26 protein-coding genes are annotated in these 21620 nt (G+C 36.2%); 15 read left to right on the top strand and 11 right to left on the bottom strand.

The features are described from left to right. Window positions 1-37: 37 nt before the first annotated feature. The gene (locus tag EJF36_RS13085; protein ID WP_125906742.1) at window positions 38-277 is read right to left on the bottom strand and encodes an HPr family phosphocarrier protein; all 240 of its coding nucleotides are present in this window, start codon (window positions 275-277) and stop codon (window positions 38-40) included. A gap of 245 nt (window positions 278-522) precedes the next feature. Between EJF36_RS13085 and EJF36_RS13080 the strand changes: the two genes are divergently transcribed. Next, window positions 523-1125, top strand: a complete 603-nt coding sequence (locus EJF36_RS13080) for a DedA family protein (RefSeq protein ID WP_125906741.1) — start codon at window positions 523-525, stop codon at window positions 1123-1125. A gap of 49 nt (window positions 1126-1174) precedes the next feature. Here EJF36_RS13080 and EJF36_RS13075 read toward each other — a convergent pair whose 3' ends face one another. After that, entirely contained in the window at window positions 1175-1384 is a 210-nt protein-coding gene (locus EJF36_RS13075) for a CDGSH iron-sulfur domain-containing protein (RefSeq protein ID WP_125906740.1), read from the bottom strand. A gap of 127 nt (window positions 1385-1511) precedes the next feature. On the opposite strand from EJF36_RS13075, the gene EJF36_RS13070 reads away from it, so the two are divergent. Both EJF36_RS13070 and EJF36_RS13065 read left to right on the top strand, forming a co-directional pair. Then, window positions 1512-1862 carry an iron-sulfur cluster biosynthesis family protein gene (locus EJF36_RS13070; protein WP_125906739.1) on the top strand — a complete coding sequence of 117 codons (351 nt, stop codon included), beginning with the start codon at window positions 1512-1514 and terminating at the stop codon, window positions 1860-1862. Next, a complete protein-coding gene (locus EJF36_RS13065; protein ID WP_125906738.1) occupies window positions 1852-2097 on the top strand; it encodes a DUF2552 family protein in 246 nt (81 codons plus the stop codon). Before EJF36_RS13070 ends, EJF36_RS13065 begins: the two co-directional genes overlap by 11 nt. Before the next feature lie 8 nt (window positions 2098-2105). On the opposite strand, the gene EJF36_RS13060 is transcribed toward EJF36_RS13065, so the two are convergent. After that, window positions 2106-3026 (bottom strand): alpha/beta hydrolase, encoded by a 921-nt coding sequence (locus EJF36_RS13060; protein ID WP_125906737.1) that lies wholly within the window; start codon window positions 3024-3026, stop codon window positions 2106-2108. A gap of 121 nt (window positions 3027-3147) precedes the next feature. Between EJF36_RS13060 and EJF36_RS13055 the strand changes: the two genes are divergently transcribed. Both EJF36_RS13055 and rsgA read left to right on the top strand, forming a co-directional pair. Further along, entirely contained in the window at window positions 3148-3378 is a 231-nt protein-coding gene (locus EJF36_RS13055) for a DUF3886 domain-containing protein (RefSeq protein ID WP_125906736.1), read from the top strand. A 685-nt stretch (window positions 3379-4063) separates the two neighbouring features. Further along, window positions 4064-5077 (top strand): ribosome small subunit-dependent GTPase A, encoded by a 1014-nt coding sequence (gene rsgA / locus EJF36_RS13050; protein ID WP_125906735.1) that lies wholly within the window; start codon window positions 4064-4066, stop codon window positions 5075-5077. An 82-nt stretch (window positions 5078-5159) separates the two neighbouring features. On the opposite strand, the gene EJF36_RS13045 is transcribed toward rsgA, so the two are convergent. Further along, the gene (locus EJF36_RS13045) at window positions 5160-6098 is read right to left on the bottom strand and encodes a DUF6612 family protein (protein ID WP_125906734.1); all 939 of its coding nucleotides are present in this window, start codon (window positions 6096-6098) and stop codon (window positions 5160-5162) included. Window positions 6099-6224: 126 nt separating this feature from the next. Between EJF36_RS13045 and EJF36_RS13040 the strand changes: the two genes are divergently transcribed. Beyond that, window positions 6225-6581 (top strand): DUF4870 domain-containing protein, encoded by a 357-nt coding sequence (locus EJF36_RS13040; RefSeq protein ID WP_221760722.1) that lies wholly within the window; start codon window positions 6225-6227, stop codon window positions 6579-6581. Window positions 6582-6662: 81 nt separating this feature from the next. Here the strand turns inward: EJF36_RS13040 and EJF36_RS13035 are convergent, their stop codons facing one another. The 4 genes from EJF36_RS13035 to EJF36_RS13020 form a co-directional block, all read right to left on the bottom strand. Further along, the gene (locus EJF36_RS13035) at window positions 6663-7868 is read right to left on the bottom strand and encodes a Ger(x)C family spore germination protein (RefSeq protein WP_185806908.1); all 1206 of its coding nucleotides are present in this window, start codon (window positions 7866-7868) and stop codon (window positions 6663-6665) included. After that, a complete protein-coding gene (locus EJF36_RS13030; RefSeq protein WP_125906732.1) occupies window positions 7865-8959 on the bottom strand; it encodes a GerAB/ArcD/ProY family transporter in 1095 nt (364 codons plus the stop codon). The genes EJF36_RS13035 and EJF36_RS13030 overlap by 4 nt, the downstream gene beginning before the upstream one ends. 1 nt (window position 8960) lies before the next feature. Then, the gene (locus tag EJF36_RS13025) at window positions 8961-10490 is read right to left on the bottom strand and encodes a spore germination protein (RefSeq protein WP_125908380.1); all 1530 of its coding nucleotides are present in this window, start codon (window positions 10488-10490) and stop codon (window positions 8961-8963) included. Between the two features lie 270 nt (window positions 10491-10760). After that, the gene (locus EJF36_RS13020; protein ID WP_125906731.1) at window positions 10761-11657 is read right to left on the bottom strand and encodes an aldo/keto reductase; all 897 of its coding nucleotides are present in this window, start codon (window positions 11655-11657) and stop codon (window positions 10761-10763) included. A 113-nt stretch (window positions 11658-11770) separates the two neighbouring features. Between EJF36_RS13020 and EJF36_RS13015 the strand changes: the two genes are divergently transcribed. Beyond that, window positions 11771-12310, top strand: a complete 540-nt coding sequence (locus EJF36_RS13015; protein WP_125906730.1) for a cysteine hydrolase family protein — start codon at window positions 11771-11773, stop codon at window positions 12308-12310. Here EJF36_RS13015 and mciZ read toward each other — a convergent pair. After that, window positions 12291-12467: a Z-ring formation inhibitor MciZ gene (mciZ, locus tag EJF36_RS21895; RefSeq protein WP_125906729.1), complete on the bottom strand. Its 177-nt coding sequence runs from the start codon at window positions 12465-12467 to the stop codon at window positions 12291-12293. The genes EJF36_RS13015 and mciZ overlap by 20 nt on opposite strands. 78 nt (window positions 12468-12545) lie before the next feature. Here mciZ and EJF36_RS13005 point away from each other — a divergent pair, with 78 nt between their 5' ends. Further along, window positions 12546-13094 (top strand): NUDIX domain-containing protein, encoded by a 549-nt coding sequence (locus EJF36_RS13005; protein ID WP_125906728.1) that lies wholly within the window; start codon window positions 12546-12548, stop codon window positions 13092-13094. A 201-nt stretch (window positions 13095-13295) separates the two neighbouring features. Here EJF36_RS13005 and EJF36_RS13000 read toward each other — a convergent pair whose 3' ends face one another. Together EJF36_RS13000 and EJF36_RS12995 are read right to left on the bottom strand one after the other, a co-directional pair. After that, complete coding sequence (locus EJF36_RS13000; protein ID WP_125906727.1) at window positions 13296-13784, bottom strand: DinB family protein; 489 nt, start codon at window positions 13782-13784, stop codon at window positions 13296-13298. Between the two features lie 87 nt (window positions 13785-13871). Beyond that, window positions 13872-14498, bottom strand: a complete 627-nt coding sequence (locus EJF36_RS12995; RefSeq protein WP_125906726.1) for a DNA-3-methyladenine glycosylase — start codon at window positions 14496-14498, stop codon at window positions 13872-13874. A gap of 110 nt (window positions 14499-14608) precedes the next feature. Between EJF36_RS12995 and spoIIM the strand changes: the two genes are divergently transcribed. The 7 genes from spoIIM (at window position 14609) to EJF36_RS12960 (ending at window position 21543) form a co-directional block, all read left to right on the top strand. Continuing rightward, window positions 14609-15265, top strand: a complete 657-nt coding sequence (gene spoIIM / locus EJF36_RS12990) for a stage II sporulation protein M (protein WP_125906725.1) — start codon at window positions 14609-14611, stop codon at window positions 15263-15265. Window positions 15266-15379: 114 nt separating this feature from the next. Next, window positions 15380-15850, top strand: coding sequence for a ferric iron uptake transcriptional regulator (gene fur, locus EJF36_RS12985; RefSeq protein WP_125908379.1), 471 nt, complete (start codon window positions 15380-15382; stop codon window positions 15848-15850). A gap of 214 nt (window positions 15851-16064) precedes the next feature. Continuing rightward, on the top strand, window positions 16065-16292 hold the full coding sequence (locus tag EJF36_RS12980; RefSeq protein ID WP_125906724.1) for a YqzK family protein: 228 nt from the start codon (window positions 16065-16067) through the stop codon (window positions 16290-16292). A gap of 5 nt (window positions 16293-16297) precedes the next feature. Continuing rightward, a complete protein-coding gene (gene xerD / locus EJF36_RS12975; protein ID WP_125906723.1) occupies window positions 16298-17188 on the top strand; it encodes a site-specific tyrosine recombinase XerD in 891 nt (296 codons plus the stop codon). Between the two features lie 243 nt (window positions 17189-17431). Further along, the gene (deoB, locus tag EJF36_RS12970) at window positions 17432-18622 is read left to right on the top strand and encodes a phosphopentomutase (protein WP_125906722.1); all 1191 of its coding nucleotides are present in this window, start codon (window positions 17432-17434) and stop codon (window positions 18620-18622) included. Window positions 18623-18625: 3 nt separating this feature from the next. Continuing rightward, window positions 18626-19927 carry a pyrimidine-nucleoside phosphorylase gene (locus EJF36_RS12965; protein ID WP_125906721.1) on the top strand — a complete coding sequence of 434 codons (1302 nt, stop codon included), beginning with the start codon at window positions 18626-18628 and terminating at the stop codon, window positions 19925-19927. A gap of 434 nt (window positions 19928-20361) precedes the next feature. Continuing rightward, window positions 20362-21543: a D-alanyl-D-alanine carboxypeptidase family protein gene (locus EJF36_RS12960; protein ID WP_125906720.1), complete on the top strand. Its 1182-nt coding sequence runs from the start codon at window positions 20362-20364 to the stop codon at window positions 21541-21543. The last annotated feature ends 77 nt before the right edge of the window (window positions 21544-21620 follow it).

Below are 21620 nucleotides of genomic sequence, written 5' to 3'. Positions count from 1 at the left end.
AGGAGCATGAACTCATGCTCCTTTGCTGTATAATATGTTATTTTTTAAATAACTCTAGTGCTAGAAGTGTATCATAGAAGTTTTCTTCGTGACCATCATATGTAATTTCAATTTTTTGCTCAGGTTGAAGTGATAATGCTAAAACTCCTAGTAGGCTTTTGCCATCAACAACCCATTGTTCTTTTTTAATTAACACATTTCCAGAAAATTGGCTAGCATTGTGAACTAATTGACTTGCAGCTTCCGCAAAAATTGGCTTTAAAACAGTTAATTCCATTGTGTCATCTCCTTTACTGTAGTTTTTTAACCAACTATCTTTAGTATAGTGGCGAGTTATATGTAATACAAGTGCTTTTCGTTACAATATAGTGAAAACGTTCTCATATGCTTTTGTTGTTATATGTTTTAATCCTTACTATGGTTGGTTAAAACAATTTAATAAACTAAGATAAAAGGCTCATTACATATAAAGTAAATAGTAATAATATATGAAGTACATTGTTTTTGCTGAAAGGGGAAGGTATGGAGAAGTGGCTAACAGACATTATAAATGAATTTGGATATATAGGCATCATGTTGTTAATTGCTCTAGAAAATATCTTTCCGCCAATACCTTCTGAAGTAATTCTCACTTTCTCGGGATTTATGATAATTGAATCGGATTTAACCTTTTCTGGTGTAGTTCTTGCTTCAACTGTTGGGTCCACAGTAGGTGCTATAGTCCTCTACATAATTGGACTGCAGTTGGATGTTGAGCGATTAGAGAAAATTGTAGATAAGTGGGGGCATGTACTTAGAGTTACTAAAAAAGATATTTATAAGGCTGATGCTTGGTTTGATAAATATGGAGCGTGGACAGTTTTCTTTTGTCGTTTCATACCATTGATACGTAGTTTAATTTCACTTCCTGCGGGGATGTCGAATATGAATCTTGGATTGTTTCTATTTTTCACAGTATTAGGGACGTCAATTTGGAATGCTGTGCTAGTGTATTTAGGAGCTTCCGTAGGCAATTCATGGGAAGATATTGTAAAATACATGAAGATATACTCAAACATTATTTACGCTGTTTTGTTTTTATTTTTATGCTTTGTAATAATTATTTATTTAAAAAAGAGAAAGTAGATAAAAATAAAAAAGACGGATGTGTTGATCCGTCTTCTTTGAGTACAATTTAATCAAGTACCTTTTCAGCTCGAACACAGGAGTCGAATTTACCTTTGTGATTACCATCGCAAAATGGCTTGTTTTGAGACAACCCACAACGGCATAATGAAAAGGTTTGCTTAGTAGTAAATTTATTACCTTCTGCGTCAATAAGATCGACGTTACCTGTTACTCTTAAAGAACCGTTATCCATTACTTTTATTTGTACATCTGCCATGTTAAATCCCCTTTCCATATTTATACTTTTATCCTAATCATTTCAAAATGATTTTTCAAATGTTACAACTTAAAAAAAGGAATATGGTACAATAGCATTATATTTTTACGAGGTAGGAGTTATACGTATGATAGTGACATTTACTGAGAAAGCAATAAGTGCGATAAAAAATAGATATAATATGTCATCTGATACTGCTTGTTTACAGCTATTTTATGATATAGAAGGTTGTGGCTGCGGCGTAAACGGTGTTCCGGTATTTAAAGAAATAAAAGAGCCAGGCTCTAACATAATACAAATTACGTCGAATTGGGGGCGAATATATTTACATACTCAACAGGCCGTATTTTTTCCAGAAAACATGATTGTCGATTATTATGAAAAATCAAGTCACCTGCAATTAAAGAGTAAGGAAGAAATGGTCAATCCACATATTCAAATTGAAAAGTATAAGCAGGAGGACCAGTATGAAAAATAAAATAGAAAGTATTAAAAATGTAGCAAGGTCAAAGACATGGGTTTCTTTTGTAAATGAGAATAACGAGCCTTACAGTCTGCTTCATTGGTCAGTTGGTGGTGTTAATAGTGATCCAAAGGATTCATGGCTCGTTCAAGATGAAATGACCTTTGAAACAAGAGAGTTTGCAACTCTTGAAGAGGCAACAGCATGGATTGAAGAAAATGTGGGAATTATACTAGATATTTTAGGATGAAGCGGCACTCATAGAGAAGGTGCCGCCATATTATGTTCTGCAAAGAAGTCATCAATAACTTCTTCATACTGCTCGCGATTATTAGTAAGAGACATGGCGTGGAGTCCGTTCGGCATCAATACAATTGCTTTGGCGCCTTTTTTTCTTTTATACAGGTTAATAGTCATTTGTGGTGGTATGTAATCGTCGGTTTCACTAGTAATAAACAGAATCGGACTTTCAATATTCTCAATATATTGTATAGGTGAGATGTCCTTAAAAGAATAGCCTTCTCGAACCGTAAGAGCAAGCTTTGCAAAGGGCATTACAAGCTGACGTGGTATATTATGCTCTACTTTCAAGCGGAATGCTAACTGCTCATCAAAACTTGAATAAGGGCAATCCGCAATATAAAAGTCCGCCCCATCTTCTATCGTACCTGCGTATAAAAGCATAGTGGCAGCACCCATTGACTCACCGTGAATGCCGATGACAGATTCATCACCAGCTTTTTTCTTTACCCAATCCATGACGGCTTTTAAATCATTTTTTTCATAATATCCATATGTTGTTGTGTCTCCACCTGATTTTCCGTGGCGGCGATGCTCGTATGTTAGTACGTTCCACCCTTTTTTGTGGAACAGTTTTGCATATTTAATAGAATTGTAATTGTTTACAGTTACGCCATGACATATGACTATGTAGTGATTGCTATAGGGCTGTTCAAAAAACCAGCCATTTAAGTTATAACCGTAAGGAGATTGAATTTTTACGTCTGTCTTTGCTAAGTGGGTAAGCTCATCTTTAGAAAAGTGGCCATCTGTTATTTCACGATTAATTATTTCTTCATCAGGCTTTTTAGCTATGTATTTCATTTGATTGGTAACGTACAAACCAACACCTAGCACATATAATACGAAGATAAAAACAACTATGAATAATGCTATCATTAAATCGAATCCCCCCTAAGCGATAGCAATATTTTACCACTTTAAGTTAAAAACGAAAATATTATTGATGAATATTGTTTTCTTTTTTATAGTATTGATAGAGAAATGAAGGAGTGTATGTATGATGAAAAAGAAACAAAGAGAAGATGCAAATCATTTGCAAGACCGATTGAACAATGATATTTTACAAAAATTAAAAGACAAACAAAAACAGTTAAAGCAAGAGGAGATTAAAAAACAGGAGCAAGAGGAGGAACAAAAACGTCAGGAACGTAAGCAACGTGAGAAAAATAAAAGCTTTGAAGAACTATTAAATGAAAGTAACATTGATTGGAAAAAGTTTAAATCGTAATACAAGCAGCCTAGGTGCTAGATACCGCCTATTTTTAGGTGGTATTTTTAATTAGTAATTTTATGCTGCAAATGTAATTTTATCGAATATATGTCTGGAATGTATACTTTACTTTTACGTTAGAAAGAATGCATGTTTGCGTGTCGAAAATGCACGTTCACGTGTCGAGAATGCATGTTCGTATGTCGAAAATGCACGTTCAGAGTAACCGGGACCTTGTGACGAGAAAGAATGCACGCTGGCGTGTCGAAAATGCACGTTCACGTGTCGAGAATGCATGTTCGTATGTCGAAAATGCACGATCAGAGTTAACCGGGACCTTGTGACGAGAAAGAATGCACGCTGGCATGTCGAAAATGCATGTTCACGTGTCGAGAATGCATGTTCGTATGTCGAAAATGCACGTTCAGAGTTAACCGGAACCTTGTGCGTTTTCTCAAATTGTAACGAAGAATTCTAAACGTCCGACTTAGATAATGTGGCGTTTTACTGACAAGAAAGAATAGAATATTGATATTTTTTTACATATAAAGGATAATGTGGTTATTAACTGTACAAGGAGTGATGTTGTATGCTATCTATTGTAAATTCTGTTCGTCCGTCTCATAAGTCTTTGGTGAATCAGGAGAGGTAGCTCTCGGCATTAGTCCTGAATGTTCCTCTCCTTAATAATGGAGGAATACTATTGAATTTAAGTAAATTAGGTTGGAATGAAGAACTAGATGCATGCTTTAATGATTCTTTTTCGAAAGGGACATATAAGCCTGCACGTGTAATAAGTCAGTTTCAAAATATATATAAGATTTACACTGAAAATGGAGTGACTTTAGCAAAGGTAGCGGGTAAATGGCGTTATGGAAATAACACGTTGCCGGCTGTTGGAGATTGGGTTGTCGTAACAAACCATGAGGGGACCTCTATGGTCCATTCTATTTTGCCTCGAAAAAGTTGTTTTGAACGTAAAGCAGTTGGAGAAGAAACAGAATCACAAGTGATTGCTACTAATATTGACACAGTGTTTATTGTAAGTTCTTTAAATCATGATTTCAGCCCACAGCGTATTGAGCGTTATTTACTACTTACATGGGAATGTGGTGCGAATCCTGTTATTGTTCTAAGTAAATCTGATGTGTGTCATGACATCGCGGATAAAATGAAACAAGTGGAACGTGTAGCCATGGGAGTGCCTATTCATGCTATTAGTAGCGTTACAGGTGAGGGGTTAGCAGAACTTGAGACCTACATGACAGAAGGGCATACCGTTGCCTTGTTAGGATCATCAGGTGTAGGGAAATCCTCTCTTATCAATGCGCTGGCCGGAGAGCATATTCAGGCTGTCAATACAGTTCGTGAGGATGATAGTAAGGGACGTCACACAACCACAAATCGAGACCTCATTGTTCTGGAAAATGCTGTACTTATAGACACACCTGGTATGCGAGAGATACAGCTTTGGGGATCAAAGGATAGCTTATCCCAAACGTTTGAGGATATAACAGAGCTTGCCCAGCATTGTAAGTTTAGGGATTGTAACCATAAGTCAGAGCCTGGCTGTGCTATTAAAGAAGCGCTTGAAAGTGGTGCATTACCTCACGATCGTTGGAATAGCTATGTAAAGATGGAAAAAGAACTAGCACATCTTGCAAAAAAACAAGCTGAATTAAATCGAAGACTAGAAAATAGAAAGAAACGTGCATAAGAAGGAGGCATCATCATACAGATGATGCCTCCAATTTATTCATTTTACTCTTACAAGTTCACAATCTTTTATTATACTTAACTTAAAAGCTCTGAGCAGATTGAACGATATCTTCGGGAACCGTAATAGGATCAATTTCATTAATTTTATCAAATTTCATAGTGATTCTTTCATACGTTTCTGTACTTTCAATTGCATCATATTTTATTCTATACTCATAAAAGTATTCTCGTTGATACATAGTGTTTTTATCTATGACAATCTTCATAGTAAAGCTATCTAGAACAAGCTCGGAATAGTCATCAAACGTTAATGAAGTAGCGATGTCTTGGTTAATCGTACTTAGTTCATCTGCTACATATTGCTTGTATCGATCCGTGTTGCCAGTCAGTGTTAGGATATACGTATCACTTGTTTCTTCTAATTGATAGTCGTCAATAAAATCTAATGTATGATTTGTTTGCCCTCTTGGATCGAAGGTAAGATTACCTTGTGATTGCGCTTGTTCTGGCAGTTTAAACCACATAGACTGACTTTTTTCATACATAAAAACTCCATTCGTAGCTAAATACATTTCAATCGACCCATCCGGCATATCTGGTGATTGTGTGGTAATAACTTGGTGCATCGTCATAGGCTCTTCATAATTCATTTCTAATTGTATTGTTGTTGTTGTTTGACCGAGGTCAGACGATTCTCTTATTGATTCTAACTCAAGTGCAAAGCTTGAAATATCAGCCATAACCTCTGCAGCTTGTTCTAAAATACTTTTAGCTGTCAGCTTCTCTGTAGGTTGTTGAGACTCTTTGTTTTTTTTCTCATTCTCTTCTGTTACATTTTTCTCTTCTTGTTCTGTTGCATTCTCACTGCTCTGTTCCTCCGGACTTTCCTCGCTATCAATCACTGTACTCTCCGGTGTATTGCTATCCGTGTTTGTATTTTCTGACGTCGCATTGCTACCACAGGCAGTCAATAGAAACACAAAACAAATGATAACGATCCACCAAATCCCCTTTTTCACGTTGTACCTCCTAGTTTTTAAAAAGTATAGTTTACAAACTATTGTAAATATTACCAAATTTATACATATTTTACAACGATAAATAATACGATAGGCAAAGAAAGGTGAAAGGAGGTAGGTAGTAATATGAGTAACGAAATGCAGTTGAAAGAGGAAAAATCGTCAACGGGATTAGAGGTGAACATCGCAGGATTGCTTTGTTATATTTTAGGAATATTTACAGGTATTTTATTTTTAGTTATTGAGAAGGAGAGTACTTTTGTGAAATTTCATGCCATGCAATCTGTTATTACTTCTGCATTCCTTTTTGTAATAACGACTGTTCTTTCCTTTATCCCTATAATAGGCTGGCTAATTAGTCTATTACTCTCACCATTATGCTTGATTTTATGGATTGTTTTAATGCTTCAAGCATACAAAGGAAAGAAATTTAAACTTCCTATTGTTGGTGATATAGCTGAAAAACAAGTCATTAAAGCGTGATTCTTTATGGGGTGGAAAATTTACTCCGTCTTTATTAGAAAGGAGACCAGTTATATAATATACTAGGTCTCCCAATACATACTATTGTGCTGGGGTTAATTGCTTACCGAAATCTTTAAATTTAACCTCTACTTTTACACTAACCTTAGCATTGGGATATTTTTCTTTAAAGCCGTAGGCTTCAAACTCTTGCAAGGTAAGAAAATGACGTCTGACCGTGTTTGACCAGTTAAACGGGTTTGTCTTATATTTATCCTGTGTTTTTTGTATTAGCGCTTCGAATTTCTTTGTTAAATCCTCTTCAATACTTGTTCGTAACAATTCCCGGTTGTCTTTATTAGTAACGTAATTGACACCACTAGGAATGGACACTATTTCTAAGTCAAGAGGTATCAACACATTAATCTTTAATTCATCGTCAAAGTTCATACTAATTTGAGTGTTTCGGTGTTTAGTTATTCGCGCGCCTATGCGATAGTCCGGATTTTTAGGATCAGTATAAGACACTCTCATATATTTAGCTACTGATTTACTTCTCAAATTTAACGAAAGGCGCGTCTCTTCACCTGATAACGTTCCTACCATAACACCATCTTTAAATAGTGCACTTCCGATTAACTGAGTGCTATTTCCCCCTATTTGATTAATTTGCCCTGGTAAATAATCGTCTTCGTTCCCTTCTTTTGTTTCTTCATCTTTTTCTGTAGAAGCATAAATCGCTAAATATGCATCTTGCTTACTTTCAATTCTCTGCAGAAATCTTTGTAAATCTGATAACGGAACTAATCCCGTTTCTTCCCATCTACCGGCCATTAAATCATAAAACTTGTGAGGTCTTGTTTCTAATTTTGGATCATTATTTTTGATGAAATCATATGCTTTTTCTTTCGATACAATTAGTTTTATATCTCTTCTTATTTCACGGTCTCTTATGCTTGATGTAATAAATTTAACAGCCTTGTCCGTTTTGGCAAACTCCTCACCAATAATCATTACTTTAGTATGAGAGAAGTTGATTTTACGAGCGACTGAAGCATTAGCTAAATCCCTTGCTGTAATAATATCAGGTGCGGTGAAGGTTATGATTTCAGATGCTTCTTCCTTTTCGCCGCCTGTGTTTGGAATGCCGGCCTGAGGATTTGCTACTTGAAATGTAACAGTAATCCCGTCTGTTTTTTCAGAGTCGTCTAGTCCAATAACAACAACAAAGGCTTGTTCTTCAATCTCGTGCTTATCATAACAAGATGTTAAAACAAAACATAATATGAGAATAAATAGCTTCTTCATGAAGCAACACTCGCTTTTTTTCGGAAAGAAAGTATCCATAAAATGATCGGCAATGTAACAAAAATGTATGAGCCTACATATAGACTCATCTGCCTATAAGAAAACGCGGCATGTACGATTGTTTCCGGAATGATCCCGATTACAAAAATGACAGCAGCTATTGGTATTATATATATTTTTGTGAATTTTACTTTTTTAATTGTTTGGGTGAAGATGGTCGTTGTAATGAAAAAGTATGTTGCAAACTTTACAATCGAACCAACAATCCAAAACGCTAGAAAATAGCCTTCAAAATTAGATATAAAGCGACCAAGCTCAACCGCTCTCGCTAAGTGCTGAAAGGGAAGTAACATATTTTTCAGTGAATATGCATCAAATACGATAATGTAGAAGAAATAAAAAATACTCATCTCTAAAGCCACTACCCACAGACCCCAAAGGACAGCTTTAGAATAGTTTTTTGAGTCTCTAACATATGGTATAAGCGCTGCAAATAAAATTAATTCAATATAAATAGAATTTTGTAAAAAGCTTTCTTTCAACACAACATCAATACCCGTTCCAAAAAAGGGGAATAGATAAGACAAATTCAACTCTTCTGATAGCGTTAAAATTATTAAAACAAGAAGAGCTAATTTAATATAAGGGAGCACGATCCACGCTGTACGACCTACCATATAGGCTCCGCCATAAGCCACTAATAAGCATACAAGTGTTAAAACAAAATGTAAAACAAGCTTTGGTGTTTGTGGGAAATATAAAGTCATTAATATATCTGAGTAATTACTTAACATTAATGCTGTTCCTATAAGCGAAAAAGCAAACAAGATTAAATTTATTATATTCCCTACATATTTCCCTGTTAACCTGACATTTAAGTCAACTAAGCTTAACTTATATTTATTTATTAATTTTACAAATAAAAATAAAGGTAAGAAAACTATAGATCCCGCAATGAGAGGAACCATCCAACTAGCCATATAGGTTTCTGCGAACAGCAGATCAGGTGTCACATCTGTAAATTTTGTCCCTAGTGAAATTAATATAATAGCAAGAATTTCACGTGTGCCCAATTTAAATTGGTTCTGCATGTCATTGTCCTCCACTTGAATCGTTACGATATGTATCCTGCCGAGTAATATTTGTAGGGCGATACCACTGTTTTCGAACAGTCTTTCTAAATATTAAGTCACTAGACGATGTATTATGAGGTGCCTTCGGCGATAGAAATGGGACTCCAAACGATGTTAGACAAGATAAGTATGCGATACTTAATGTTAAACAAATGACAATTCCAAATAACCCAAACATCGCTGCAAATATGAAAAAAGCAAACCTAATCATCCTGACCATGTAACTAAAACTAATGTCAGGAACTGCGAAAGATGCTAGTCCTGTTACAGCTACAACAATGACCATAATGGGACTGATTATATTTGCTTCTACAGCTGCTTGCCCTAAAATTAATGCGCCTACAATACCGATGGTAGGTCCAATTGGCGAGGGGACACGCACGCCAGCTTCTCTTAACAATTCAAAGGCTATCTCCATCATGAGAACCTCAATAACCGCAGGAAATGGTACTGTTTCTCGTTTCGCTGCAATCGCTAAAGCTAAATCAGTAGGTAGCATTTCAATATGGTAAGTTGTTGCAGCAATATAAAAAGCGGGTGTTACGATCGCAATAAAAAAAGCAAGTATACGAATGGCACGAATGAAGTTTCCGTATGCCCATCGCTGATAACTATCCTCTGCGGTGTGAAAGAAAGACCAAAATGTAACTGGGGCTACTAAGCAGGCAGGTGAATTCTCTGCAAGAATGACGACATGACCTTCTAACATGTAAGACACTGCTCTATCAGGTCTCTCGGTATACAGAATGGTAGGAACAAGAGAATGTGGTCGTTCCTCAAGATATTGCTCAAGTAAAGCGATATTTTGGATAGCATCAACCTCTATACTATTTAGTCTTTGCTTAACATTATTCACGACATCTTGATTTACTAATTCACTAATATACATAAGTGATATGGTGTTGGATGCTTTATTCTTTAATAAAACCTCTTCAGTTATTAATTTTTCATATCGTAATTGCTTTCTAATTAAAGATTTATTGATTGAAACAGATTCAACAAATCCTTCATTTGTTCCCTTTATCACTAACTCGTTTTGAGGCGTATCAATGCTTCTATGCTCAATTTTTGTAGTATCTAGGATGAAGCCGATGCTGTAGCCATCTATTAAGAGCAGAGTTTGTCCATTAGTAATACCAAGTACACATTCTGCAAAAGATGTGACAGTTCTTATTTTCTTAATAGGAAGCATATTTAACATATCATTTTCGAGATTTTGAGTTCCATCGAACTCCTGTGTTTGTAGCGGCTTCAAAATAAACTCTTCTGATGCTTTCGGATCAACAATTCCATTTAAACAAAAAGTAGTCGCATCTCTTTGAAGGGCTTTTATAGTGAAACTTCGCACAATAAAATCTTTATTTATATCACTTTCAAATTTACTGTTAAAGGCATCTGTATTTTCTTTTAAGCTTTTTGATAAGAGCTTATTTTCAATCAATGGCTGGACAATACTTTGTATGTTTTTAAAGCGTTTAAAAAGCTTCATGAAATTCAAGGTGTGTTCATCCTTTACTCAATTATACTTCTATTATTTACTTGAATAGTTAATATAATCATTTTTAAGGAGAAAATTCATGAGAAGGGATAAAAGAGAGATTAACATTAGATGCACTATGGTATGAGTTTAGAAGTAGAAATATCTTTATGAAAGATAAAGAAAATGAAAAAAAGGTACGCCATAATCATTTGGCGTCCTTCTTACTAACTATGTATTGTGTATAGTTACACTTTATTTATGATTTTTTGTAAATTTTTATTATCGATGCTGTTCGTATTTATTTGCCTTTGACATATGACGAATTGCTTCGAGTGCATCCTGTGTAAGAGGTGCTGCTTTAACTGCATTCACATTTTCCAATACTTGCTTAATGCGGCTAGCGCCAGGAATAACAGCAGCGACATTAGGATGAGAAAGGTCATATTGCAACGCTACCTCGTGTAAGTCGCGATTAAGTGTCGCCATTAGCTGTGTTCGTAATTGATTAAGTTCTTCATGGGTGTAGTCAAGGAAGCTGTCGTTACATAACGGGCGATTTGATAGAATTCCTTTAGCAACCGGACCACGTGCGATGACACTTATATTGTGTTGATGTAAAAGGTTCAATATCTCTTCCTCTGGTCTGCGATCAAGTATGCTATATTGCATCATGACGCTAACAATATTCGAATGATCGATATACTCCCGAATGACGTTAGGCCGAATAGACGAAATCCCATAGTGACGAATGTATCCTTCTTTTTGTAACTCTTCAAACGCCTCTATAGTTTCATCAATCGGATCGTCAATGGTACCACCATGAAGTTGGTACAAGTCAATATAATCTGTTTGAAGGCGACGTAAACTGTCTTTACAAGCCTCTTTAATATGAGCCTTCGATGGATCCCAAGTCCAACCTGATTTATCTTCATTCCAACGATTTCCCGCTTTTGTCGCTACAATTATGTCGTGACGGCGTGCTTTAATGGCGGCGCCAACGATTTCCTCATTGATCCCAAAATCATATAAATCGGCTGTATCAACATAATTGATCTCATGGTCGAGTGCTGCATCAATAATGGAGCGAGCTTTTTCTTTGTCCGTTCCGATAGACATACAACCAAGTCCCATTTTACTTACATATAAATCAGATGATCCTATTCTTCGTTTCTCCATCTCTATCACCTCGACTATATTGTATCGTTCATATTATTATAAGACAAACATTGCAGTCGACAGTTTCACATGCTACCTTTATAACATGAAAGTATATTAGGAGGAGCATAAAGATGGAAAAAGAAGCGTTATTAATTATCGACATGAGTCATGATTTTGTCGCAGACGATGGTGGGTTGACAGTGGGGAAGTCAGCACAAGAAATAGTACCGAATATCATTCACCTAGCTAACGATTTTCTTGAACGTGGACAGGTCGTGGTAGTTTGTATGGATGCGCATCAACCAGATGATGCCCATTTCGAGCTATGGCCACCACATAACGTGATTGATACACCGGGACAAAAGTTATATGGTGACCTGCAAAATTGGTATGAGACACACCAAGATAATCCTAATGTCTTGTACATTCCAAAGCCAGAGTATGATGCGTTTTTCGGCACAGACCTTGATGAGAAATTAAAAGAAGTTAATGTTAAAAAAGTTCACCTGACCGGAGTGTGTACCGACATATGCAATTTTTTAACGGCGTATGGCGCATATGCTAGGGGCTATAAAACTGTCGCTCATAAAGACTCAATGGCAACGTTCACAGGGCAACACGATACGTTTATAGAACATATGAAAACAGTATTTAAAACGGAGATTGTTTAGTAGTAGGGAATGGAATGATTTTTGTGTTTTCATAATCTCCAGCCTGAATCCATTGCTGTACAGTCTCAAATTCTTTAGCATATACTTTTAATTTGGCACGTATCTCCCATGCTTTACCTGCTAGCATAATACTAGAAGGTGTGCGATATATTCTCAAATGCCGCCACCTCGCTTTCATAGTGTTTGGTAATATGTATGAGGAAGTAGGCTAGAACAGAACAAGGAGCGACAAACATTGAGTCAATTTAACGAAAAAACTATTACAAGAAAAACTATTTTTCAAGGCCGTATTATTGATTTGCATGTAGATGAAGTAGAACTACCAAATGGCAAAAAAAGTACTCGTGAAATCATTAAGCATCCTGGCGCAGTTGCTGTTATTGCTGTAACAGACAACCAAAAAATAATCATGGTGGAGCAATTTCGTAAAGCGTTAGAACGTAACTTAATAGAAATCCCAGCTGGTAAGCTTGAAAAGGGAGAGGACCCACTAGAATGTGCAAAACGCGAGCTTGAAGAAGAAACAGGATACATATGTGAAAACATGAGCTTACTTACTTCTTTTTATACATCACCAGGCTTTGCTGATGAGCTTGTTCATATTTATGTGGCAGAAGGTTTACGAAAAAAAGAAGATAGTGCCGCATTAGATGAAGATGAATTTGTTGAGTTGCTGGAAGTATCACTTGATGAAGCCCTTCAACTAGTTAAAGAAGAGCGTATTTATGATGCGAAAACACAGTATGCTGTTCAATATTTACAGTTAAAGAATGCGGTACGTTAGTATATTTCTTAGTGTTAGCAAAGAACAGTGTTGTTAGAGAAATCAAAAAGGATGTCTATGACATCCTTTTTATATGAGGTCAAACTTTCTTGTTTTTTTAATTTTAGCTCTATAAAAGGTGAATGTTAATTTATACTCTGTTGATGGTCTTTCTCCATACATAATATTGTCTTTTGTTGTGCTAACTTGTTTATGGACTAGTTAGACTAAATTACGTTGATTTTTTAAGAATGATTCAATTTGCCTTAAATGTGACTGGTCATGTTCAATAAACTCTTTAATTATGTATAGTAGTGTATATTGTTCATTTGTTCTAGGGCAATGCGTGCTGCCGTTTACAGTGATGGGCTCTTGCAGAAGTTCTTCCAGGGCTTCTAAACGGTTCGCAAGAGTTTTCCTCATTGTAATACAATCTTCCATTACCTCTTTAACACTTGTATTCGCTGCATACGTAGTAGAAGCGGCATTGTATTCATTATGATTAGGAAAGTTAATAAATCTCTCTTTGGTTACAGTTCGGATAGCTTCCTCCAGTAAAAATACATCCCAACGATAAATATGAGCAATAATCTCTTTAACAGACCATTTATCCGTTTTAATTGGACGTTCGCAAATAGTGGAATCTACTTTTAATAGATCTTCTATTGATTTCGTAAAACCTTGAAACTCGACAAGCACTGTCTCTTTCATGATAAGCCCCTCCCAAAATTATATACTCTCATTATATATCACGAACGTATGTTTTGTTAAGTGGTTGAGCGATAGTAATTTAGTTCTTCATTTTTTAGATACAAACGGATTGTTCTTTATCCAAAACCGCCATGGATAGTGCACAGCTTCCTCAGCATAATCTATATTAATTCTAGGTCCACTTGCTATTTCATTATCATCCACGATGAGACCGCTGCCACGTATAAATAGTGGTGGTTCAGTTAACTTGTGCCCGTATAACTCCTTTGTAATACTAAGTGCTTGGGCTAGCTTCCCAGGACCATTCGTCAATGAACGTAAACTTGTTAAAGCATAGGAGTCTTTTCTTTTTACTAAATTCGTTTTGCGAAAAGTAGCCATTTGTTCAATTCCTTCAGTTGGTTGTAAGGCACGAATTAAAATCGCTTCTGGCTTATTTGTTGGTCCAGATACAATATTGAAGCAGTAATGCATACCGTAAATCAGATACACATAGGCATAACCAGGTGGACCATACATGACCTCTGTTCGTGCTGTACGTCTTCCACCATAGGAGTGAGAAGCTTTATCTTCTGGTCCTTTATATGCTTCAACCTCCACGATTTTTCCGGAAATCGTTTTACCCTGTATACGATGACATAGCTCCATGCCTAGTAATTTTTTAGAAAGCTCCAAAGTAGGTAATTGAAATATAGTAGCGTCAGCGATTTTCATAGAGACCTCCGAAAATTAATAGATTAACACTCTATTTAATAGAAAATGAGTCATACTCTACTTCTTAACATCATACTATCTAGTAAGACATCTTATAGGAGGAATTTGCAATGCGTAAGCAATCCTTAAAAACAGTTATAAATAAACATATGAAGGAGCATTCCTCTATTTATGTGTTTATCACTGTTCTATTTTTAATGGGTGTGGTCTTTGGTGCCATTCTAGTAAATACGTTAAATGTAGAGCAAAAACAGGATCTGTTTTTTTATTTACAACGCTTCTTCGGACAAGTTGTAGCTGGTGAAGTGATTGGACAAAATGAAATTTTTATAGAAAGCTTTCTGCAAAATTTAAAATATATTGCGCTTATGTGGCTATTAGGTATATCTATTGTAGGATTACCGATCGTCATGATTTTATTGTTTTTGAAAGGTATGGTAGTCGGTTTTACAATTGGGTTTTTAGTTAATCAGATGGGTTTCTCAGGCTTTATGTTATCTTTTGCTTCCATTATGCCACAAAACTTTTTTATTATCCCAATCTACATTGTAATGGGAACAGTAGCAATTTCTTTTGCATTGCAAATGGTCAAGCATCAGTTTCAAAGGCGCATACATGAGCCGTTTGCGACAATATTTATGCGCTATTGTTTTCTTTTGCTACTACTCTCAATTAGCATACTACCAGCAAGTGCGTTAGAAGCATATATATCTCCTATTTTAATGAGACAATTGCTGGAGTTAGTGCCAAATTCAACAGGTATATAATAATTATTAAATAATAATTATTATCTTTTATAGTTTAAAATAATTTTAGTTTGATTATCCCTTTCCTTTTGATATAATAAAAAAGAATGGCGAGGGAGGGAGATTGTGATAGATATGGAAAGTCGCATTGATCGTATTAAAAAACAATTACATTCGTCAAGCTATAAATTGACGCCACAACGGGAAGCAACCGTACGGGTTTTGTTAGAGAATGAAGAAGATCATTTAAGTGCTGAAGACGTATACCTCCTAGTTAAGGAAAAATCGCCTGAGATTGGATTGGCAACTGTTTATCGTACACTAGAGCTACTAACAGAACTTAAAATTGTTGATAAAATTAATTTTGGTGACGGTGTATCACGCTATGACCTTCGTAAGGAAGGCGCAGCTCATTTTCACCACCACTTAGTATGTATTGAATGTGGGTCTGTGATGGAGATTCAAGAGGACCTTTTAGAAGATGTTGAAAAAATAGTTGAACGTGATTGGAAATTTAAAATAAAAGACCATCGCCTAACATTTCATGGGATTTGTGAAAAATGCCAAGCGAATGAAGATACGAACGAACAGTCAGGACTATCCTAGTAGCCTGACTTTTTTTATTTTTTCTCATGCTAGCAGTATTTAACAAAGTGCAGTGTCTTGTATTAAGAAACTTGTATCGTTTAACCCTTCAATGTCAGATTTATATACTTAACATGACTAACAATTTGAATTAGTTTGCTATTATATGTATAAAAATAGCAGGACAAGTCATACCTTTATATAACAGTATTCTTGTTAGTCGGAGGGAAACAGCATGGGCTCATTTGTTAAAGCTGTCTATGATACGATAAAAGTGTTTATTTTGTTTACGACATGTACAATTTTGTTTTATTATGGAATTGTATGGTTGAATGAGGAGTACAGGAGCTATCAACGATACGATGAACCAAAGGGATCTTCAGTTAAAGTATCAACATTTGATGAGGAGACAGAAACAAATTGGTGGGATAGACTTATTCAATTCTACCTAAATGGGGAGTAATGCAATTGGAAGACCATATTTTAGACTTTATCCATTTCTTAACGGTTGAACGGGGATTGGCTCATAATACTTTAATTTCGTATGAACGAGATTTAAGATATTATAGTAAATTCATACAGGAACAGGAGCAAATTAATAATTGGAATGATGTTACTCGATCGAACATTATTCAATATTTAAGCTTCTTAAAGGGTGAAAACAAGTCTAGTAAAACACTAGCGAGACAAGTAGCGTCTATTCGTTCTTTTCATCAATTTATGCTTCGAGAAAAGGTTACAGTACAAGATCCTACAGTCTTAATAGAATCACCTAGCTTGGAGCGTACACTTCCGAAAGTAATGTCTTCAGAAGAAGTGGACAGGTTGTTACAAGCACCTGATTTATCTAGTCCTTTTGGTGTGCGGGATAAAGCTATGCTGGAAATGTTATATGCTACAGGTATACGAGTGAGTGAGTTGATAACTTTGCATGTTTCAGATGTACACCTTGAAATGGGCTTTATTCGTTGCATAGGAAAAGGGAACAAAGAGCGAATTGTTCCATTAGGTAGACAGGCTATTGACGCAATACATTCTTATCTACAGTCAGCTCGTGGCAAACTAATTAAGAACAATCAGCCAGATACTTTGTTTGTCAATCATCATGGTAAACCACTTACGCGTCAGGGATTTTGGAAAATCTTAAAGAAAAATGCTTCTGAAGCAGGCATCAAAAAGGAATTAACGCCACACACATTACGTCACAGCTTTGCGACACATTTACTTGAGAATGGAGCGGATCTTCGTGCCGTTCAGGAAATGTTAGGTCATGTTGATATTTCAACTACACAAATATACACACACGTTACAAAAGCAAGGCTGAAGGATGTATATAAATTGTATCATCCAAGAGCTTAATAAGTGCACGTGAGACGTGTGCTTTTTGTTTTTTAAAACAATTTTCACAAGATTGACAGCTAGTTATATGTAAATTTATTTAAAACCATAATTGCAATATCGGATGGTTGTCATTTAACTAAGTTAAATCCTAAGCAGATTCTATTAAAAACCGGTTGAATTACGAAGATTTTGTGAAAAATAAAGTAGAACATCGAATTAAGCGTATAATGATAACATATTAGAGATTTTGGAGGGAACATCATGGCATACAAATATAAACGCGTTTTTCTTATCGTTTTGGATTCGGTTGGTATAGGAGAAGCACCAGATGCTGCCGAGTACGGTGATACAGGAAGTGATACGTTAGGACATATTGCAGAAAAAATGAATGGTTTACATATGCCGAATATGGCAAAGTTAGGTCTCAGTAACATAAAGGAAATTCAAGGTGTACCAAAGGCGGACAAGCCGCTTGCTTATTATACAAAAATGCAAGAAGCTTCTAATGGCAAGGACACTATGACAGGTCATTGGGAGATCATGGGTCTACGAATTGACGAGCCATTTCAAGTATTTCCTGATGGTTTCCCAGACCCATTAATTAAGGAGCTTGAAAGATTATCAGGACGTAAAGTTATTGGAAATAAACCGGCATCAGGTACAGAAATCATTACAGAACTGGGCGAAGAGCATGTGAATACAGGGGCTATTATTGTGTATACATCAGCAGACTCTGTTCTTCAAATCGCCGCACATGAAGAGATAGTTCCGTTAGATGAGTTATATGATATTTGCAAGAAAGCTCGTGAGTTAACACGAAGTGGTGAATATATGCTTGGTCGTATTATTGCACGTCCGTTTATTGGTGAGCCAGGAAACTTCCAACGTACAGCGAATCGTCATGATTATGCATTAAAGCCATTTGGTCGTACAGTTATGAATGAGTTAAAGGATGAAGGCTTAGATGTAGTTGCCATTGGGAAAATTTCCGATATATATGATGGTGAAGGAATAACAGATGCGATTAGAACGAAATCTAATATGGATGGAATGGATAAAACAATTGAAGTTACCAAACGTGATTTCACAGGGTTGGCATTCTTAAATTTAGTGGACTTTGACGCGCTTTTTGGTCATCGTCGTGACCCTGAAGGCTACGGTAAGGCGTTACAGGAATACGATGAAAGATTACCAGAGCTATTGGAAGGTCTAGGAGATGAGGATTTACTTATTATTACTGCAGACCATGGAAATGACCCTATCCATTATGGAACAGATCACACACGTGAATATGTACCTCTATTAGTGTATTCGCCAAGCTTTTCTCAAGGAGAGGAACTGCCGTTATGTGATACATTCGCTGATATTGGTGCAACTATTGCTGATAATTTCAGTGCAAAGTTACCAGAGCACGGAACAAGCTTTTTAAGTAAGCTAGTGAAGAAGGTGTAATTAATGAGAATGGTTGATTTGATTGAAAAAAAGAGAGATGGCTTCGAGTTAACAAAGCAAGAAATTGAGTATATCGTAGCGGGCTTTACAGATGAATCTATACCTGATTATCAAATGAGTGCCTTTACAATGGCTGTATTTTTCGTTGGAATGACAGACCAGGAACGCGCACACTTAACACTTGCTATGGTTGAATCAGGTGATCAAATTCAACTTTCAGATATTGAAGGCGTAAAGGTAGATAAACATTCAACAGGGGGAGTCGGAGATACCACTACTCTTGTGCTTGCACCTTTAGTTGCTGCGGTTGGTGTACCAGTAGCGAAAATGAGTGGTCGTGGTCTGGGTCATACCGGAGGAACTATTGATAAACTTGAAAGTATAGCGGGTTTTCATGTTGAAATTACAACGGATGAGTTTGTAAAGCTCGTAAATCAGAATAAATTAGCAGTTGTCGGGCAGTCGGGAAATTTAACACCAGCTGATAAAAAACTGTATGCATTACGTGATGTGACAGCAACCGTTAATAGTATTCCACTTATTGCTAGCTCCATTATGAGTAAAAAAATTGCTGCTGGAGCAGATGCCATTGTACTTGATGTGAAGACGGGAGCAGGTGCATTCATGGAGCAGCTAGATGATGCTCGTGAACTGGCAAAGGCAATGGTGCAAATAGGAAATAATGTTGGTCGTAATACGATGGCTGTTATTTCTGATATGTCCCAGCCTCTTGGGTTTGCTATCGGAAATGCGTTAGAGGTGCAAGAAGCAATTGATACACTAAAAGGTAAGGGACCGGCAGATCTTCTTGAACTTTGCTTAGTATTAGGGAGTCAAATGGTTGTATTGGCTCGTAAAGCATCTACTTTAGAAGAAGCTCGTGGCTTGTTAGAAGACGCGATAGCGTCAGGTCGCGCATTAGAGACATTTAAGGTGTTTGTCCAGTCCCAAGGTGGTGATCCGTCTGTAGCAGATGACTATAATAAACTTCCACAAGCAAAATTTAAAATAGATCTACCTGCTAAACGTGCAGGTGTAGTCAGTGCCATTGAAGCCGATGAAGTTGGCAATGCTGCTATGCTACTTGGTGCAGGCCGTGCTACGAAGGATTCAGAAATTGATTTAGCCGTAGGACTCTTATTACGTAAAAAGATAGGAGACAAAGTATCTGAGGGTGAATCACTTCTAACTATTTATAGTAACAGTGAAGATGTAGAAGAGGTAAAATATAAGCTATACAACAGTATCAAGATAAGCGATACTATTAGTGATGTTCCGCCACTCGTATATGAAATAATTCAATAGATTATTTAAGACTTTAACCCGAAGAGTATCACTACTCTTCGGGATTTTTATATTAGTTAATATTCTTTATGCAGTCTCTTGAAAAATATTGAAATCCTGCATAACATTAAAACATTTCGCACAACAAGTTAAAATTCCCGCATAACCTTCTTATTTGTCCGCACAAGTATGATAAATTTCCAATATAAAATCATCAAACAGTGGAGTGCCCTATGTGTTCGGTTACTCTATCATATTACTTATGTAATTTGAGAATGCATCACATCTTCTTAGTGATTGAGTTTAATTTTTTTAAAAAATACTGATAAGTTTTTTTTTGGAGGTTTTTTTGAAAAGTTAAATAGAAATTCCAATCGGTAATTTTCGCCAAAAGTTTGTATAATTTAACCTTTGTTGGAAAAAATGGAATGTATAAAGAATGGAGGGTTTGGGAGATGAAATTATTTGTCCGCACGCTGATGGCGGTGACACTCGTAATGAGTAGCAGTGTACCGCACATTTTTGCTAAAGAAGACAATCAATCTAAAGCTAATACACCAAATTTAGCTGAAAATGCTAAGTCTGCCATGTTAATTGAACGCGATACAGGTACAGTTCTATTTGAAAAAAATGCAGATGAACAACTTCCGCCTGCAAGCATGACAAAAATCATGACAATGCTACTTATTATGGAGGCCATCGATAATGGAGCTCTAACGTTTGAGGATAAAGTGCGAACGAGCGAGCATGCAGCGTCAATGGGTGGATCTCAAATTTTTCTAGAAGCTGGAGAAGAGATGACTGTGGATGAAATGCTTCGCGGGATTGCAATCGCGTCAGGAAATGATGCAAGTGTTGCAATGGCTGAAAAAATAGCTGGAAGTGAAGAAGCGTTTGTCCAAAAAATGAATGAGAAGGCTAAAGAGTTAGGCTTAAAGAACACGACATTTCAAAACCCTACCGGGTTACCTGCTGAAAATCATTACAGTACAGCCCGTGATATGGCTATTATGGCAAAAGAGTTATTGAAGTATGAAGGAATTACGAAATACACAGGAGTTTATGAAGATTATCTTAGAGAAGACACTGATAAAAAATTTTGGTTAGTTAACACTAATAGGCTAGTTAAATTTTATAAAGGAGTAGACGGAATAAAAACCGGCTACACGCGAGAAGCAAAGTATTGTTTAACGGCTACTGCTAAAAAAGATAATATGCGTGTGATTGCAGTTGTGTTTGGTGCTTCAACACCAAAAGATCGTAACGCGCAAATAACTAAAATGTTAGATTATGCTTTTAGTCAATACATGTCTCACCCACTTATGGAACGTGGGGAATTTATAACAGAAGTAAAAGTTGGAAAAGGTATGGAGCCATATGTTAATGGTGTAGCTAATGAATCTGTGTCTGTGTTAACGAAAAAGGGAGATACAGTAGAGGATGTTGAAAAAGTTATTGAGTTAAACGACTCGATTAAAGCACCTATTCAAAAAGATGATGAACTAGGTAAACTGATTTTGAAAAAGGGTGACAAAGTCCTCAGTAAAACGCTTATCGTTGCAGAAAGTGATGTGAAAGAAGCGAGCTGGTGGAAACTATTCAAGCGAAGCTTCTCTAAGTTCGCTGGCTTGTCATAATATGTTGATTCAACACTAGTTTTGTCCTTAAGCAGGAATTTGATAGGTATATATAGAAATCACTCACTATAAACCAC

It is taken from the genome of Bacillus sp. HMF5848 (assembly GCF_003944835.1).
Lineage (GTDB): Bacteria > Bacillota > Bacilli > Bacillales > HMF5848 > HMF5848.
Note: the sequence above shows the minus strand (reverse complement) of the source record. Positions and strands in the feature narration are given on the sequence as shown.

Coding starts and splice junctions, on each gene's coding strand:
- EJF36_RS13085 (WP_125906742.1), bottom strand. CDS start 277: ATGGAATTAACTGTTTTAAAGCCAATTTTTGCGGAAGCTGCAAGTCAA.
- EJF36_RS13080 (WP_125906741.1), top strand. CDS start 523: ATGGAGAAGTGGCTAACAGACATTATAAATGAATTTGGATATATAGGC.
- EJF36_RS13075 (WP_125906740.1), bottom strand. CDS start 1,384: ATGGCAGATGTACAAATAAAAGTAATGGATAACGGTTCTTTAAGAGTA.
- EJF36_RS13070 (WP_125906739.1), top strand. CDS start 1,512: ATGATAGTGACATTTACTGAGAAAGCAATAAGTGCGATAAAAAATAGA.
- EJF36_RS13065 (WP_125906738.1), top strand. CDS start 1,852: ATGAAAAATAAAATAGAAAGTATTAAAAATGTAGCAAGGTCAAAGACA.
- EJF36_RS13060 (WP_125906737.1), bottom strand. CDS start 3,026: ATGATAGCATTATTCATAGTTGTTTTTATCTTCGTATTATATGTGCTA.
- EJF36_RS13055 (WP_125906736.1), top strand. CDS start 3,148: ATGATGAAAAAGAAACAAAGAGAAGATGCAAATCATTTGCAAGACCGA.
- EJF36_RS13040 (WP_221760722.1), top strand. CDS start 6,225: ATGAGTAACGAAATGCAGTTGAAAGAGGAAAAATCGTCAACGGGATTA.
- EJF36_RS13035 (WP_185806908.1), bottom strand. CDS start 7,868: ATGAAGAAGCTATTTATTCTCATATTATGTTTTGTTTTAACATCTTGT.
- EJF36_RS13030 (WP_125906732.1), bottom strand. CDS start 8,959: ATGCAGAACCAATTTAAATTGGGCACACGTGAAATTCTTGCTATTATA.
- EJF36_RS13025 (WP_125908380.1), bottom strand. CDS start 10,490: ATGAAGCTTTTTAAACGCTTTAAAAACATACAAAGTATTGTCCAGCCA.
- EJF36_RS13020 (WP_125906731.1), bottom strand. CDS start 11,657: ATGGAGAAACGAAGAATAGGATCATCTGATTTATATGTAAGTAAAATG.
- EJF36_RS13015 (WP_125906730.1), top strand. CDS start 11,771: ATGGAAAAAGAAGCGTTATTAATTATCGACATGAGTCATGATTTTGTC.
- EJF36_RS13000 (WP_125906727.1), bottom strand. CDS start 13,784: ATGAAAGAGACAGTGCTTGTCGAGTTTCAAGGTTTTACGAAATCAATA.
- EJF36_RS12995 (WP_125906726.1), bottom strand. CDS start 14,498: ATGAAAATCGCTGACGCTACTATATTTCAATTACCTACTTTGGAGCTT.
- spoIIM (WP_125906725.1), top strand. CDS start 14,609: ATGCGTAAGCAATCCTTAAAAACAGTTATAAATAAACATATGAAGGAG.
- fur (WP_125908379.1), top strand. CDS start 15,380: ATGGAAAGTCGCATTGATCGTATTAAAAAACAATTACATTCGTCAAGC.
- EJF36_RS12980 (WP_125906724.1), top strand. CDS start 16,065: ATGGGCTCATTTGTTAAAGCTGTCTATGATACGATAAAAGTGTTTATT.
- deoB (WP_125906722.1), top strand. CDS start 17,432: ATGGCATACAAATATAAACGCGTTTTTCTTATCGTTTTGGATTCGGTT.
- EJF36_RS12965 (WP_125906721.1), top strand. CDS start 18,626: ATGAGAATGGTTGATTTGATTGAAAAAAAGAGAGATGGCTTCGAGTTA.
- EJF36_RS12960 (WP_125906720.1), top strand. CDS start 20,362: ATGAAATTATTTGTCCGCACGCTGATGGCGGTGACACTCGTAATGAGT.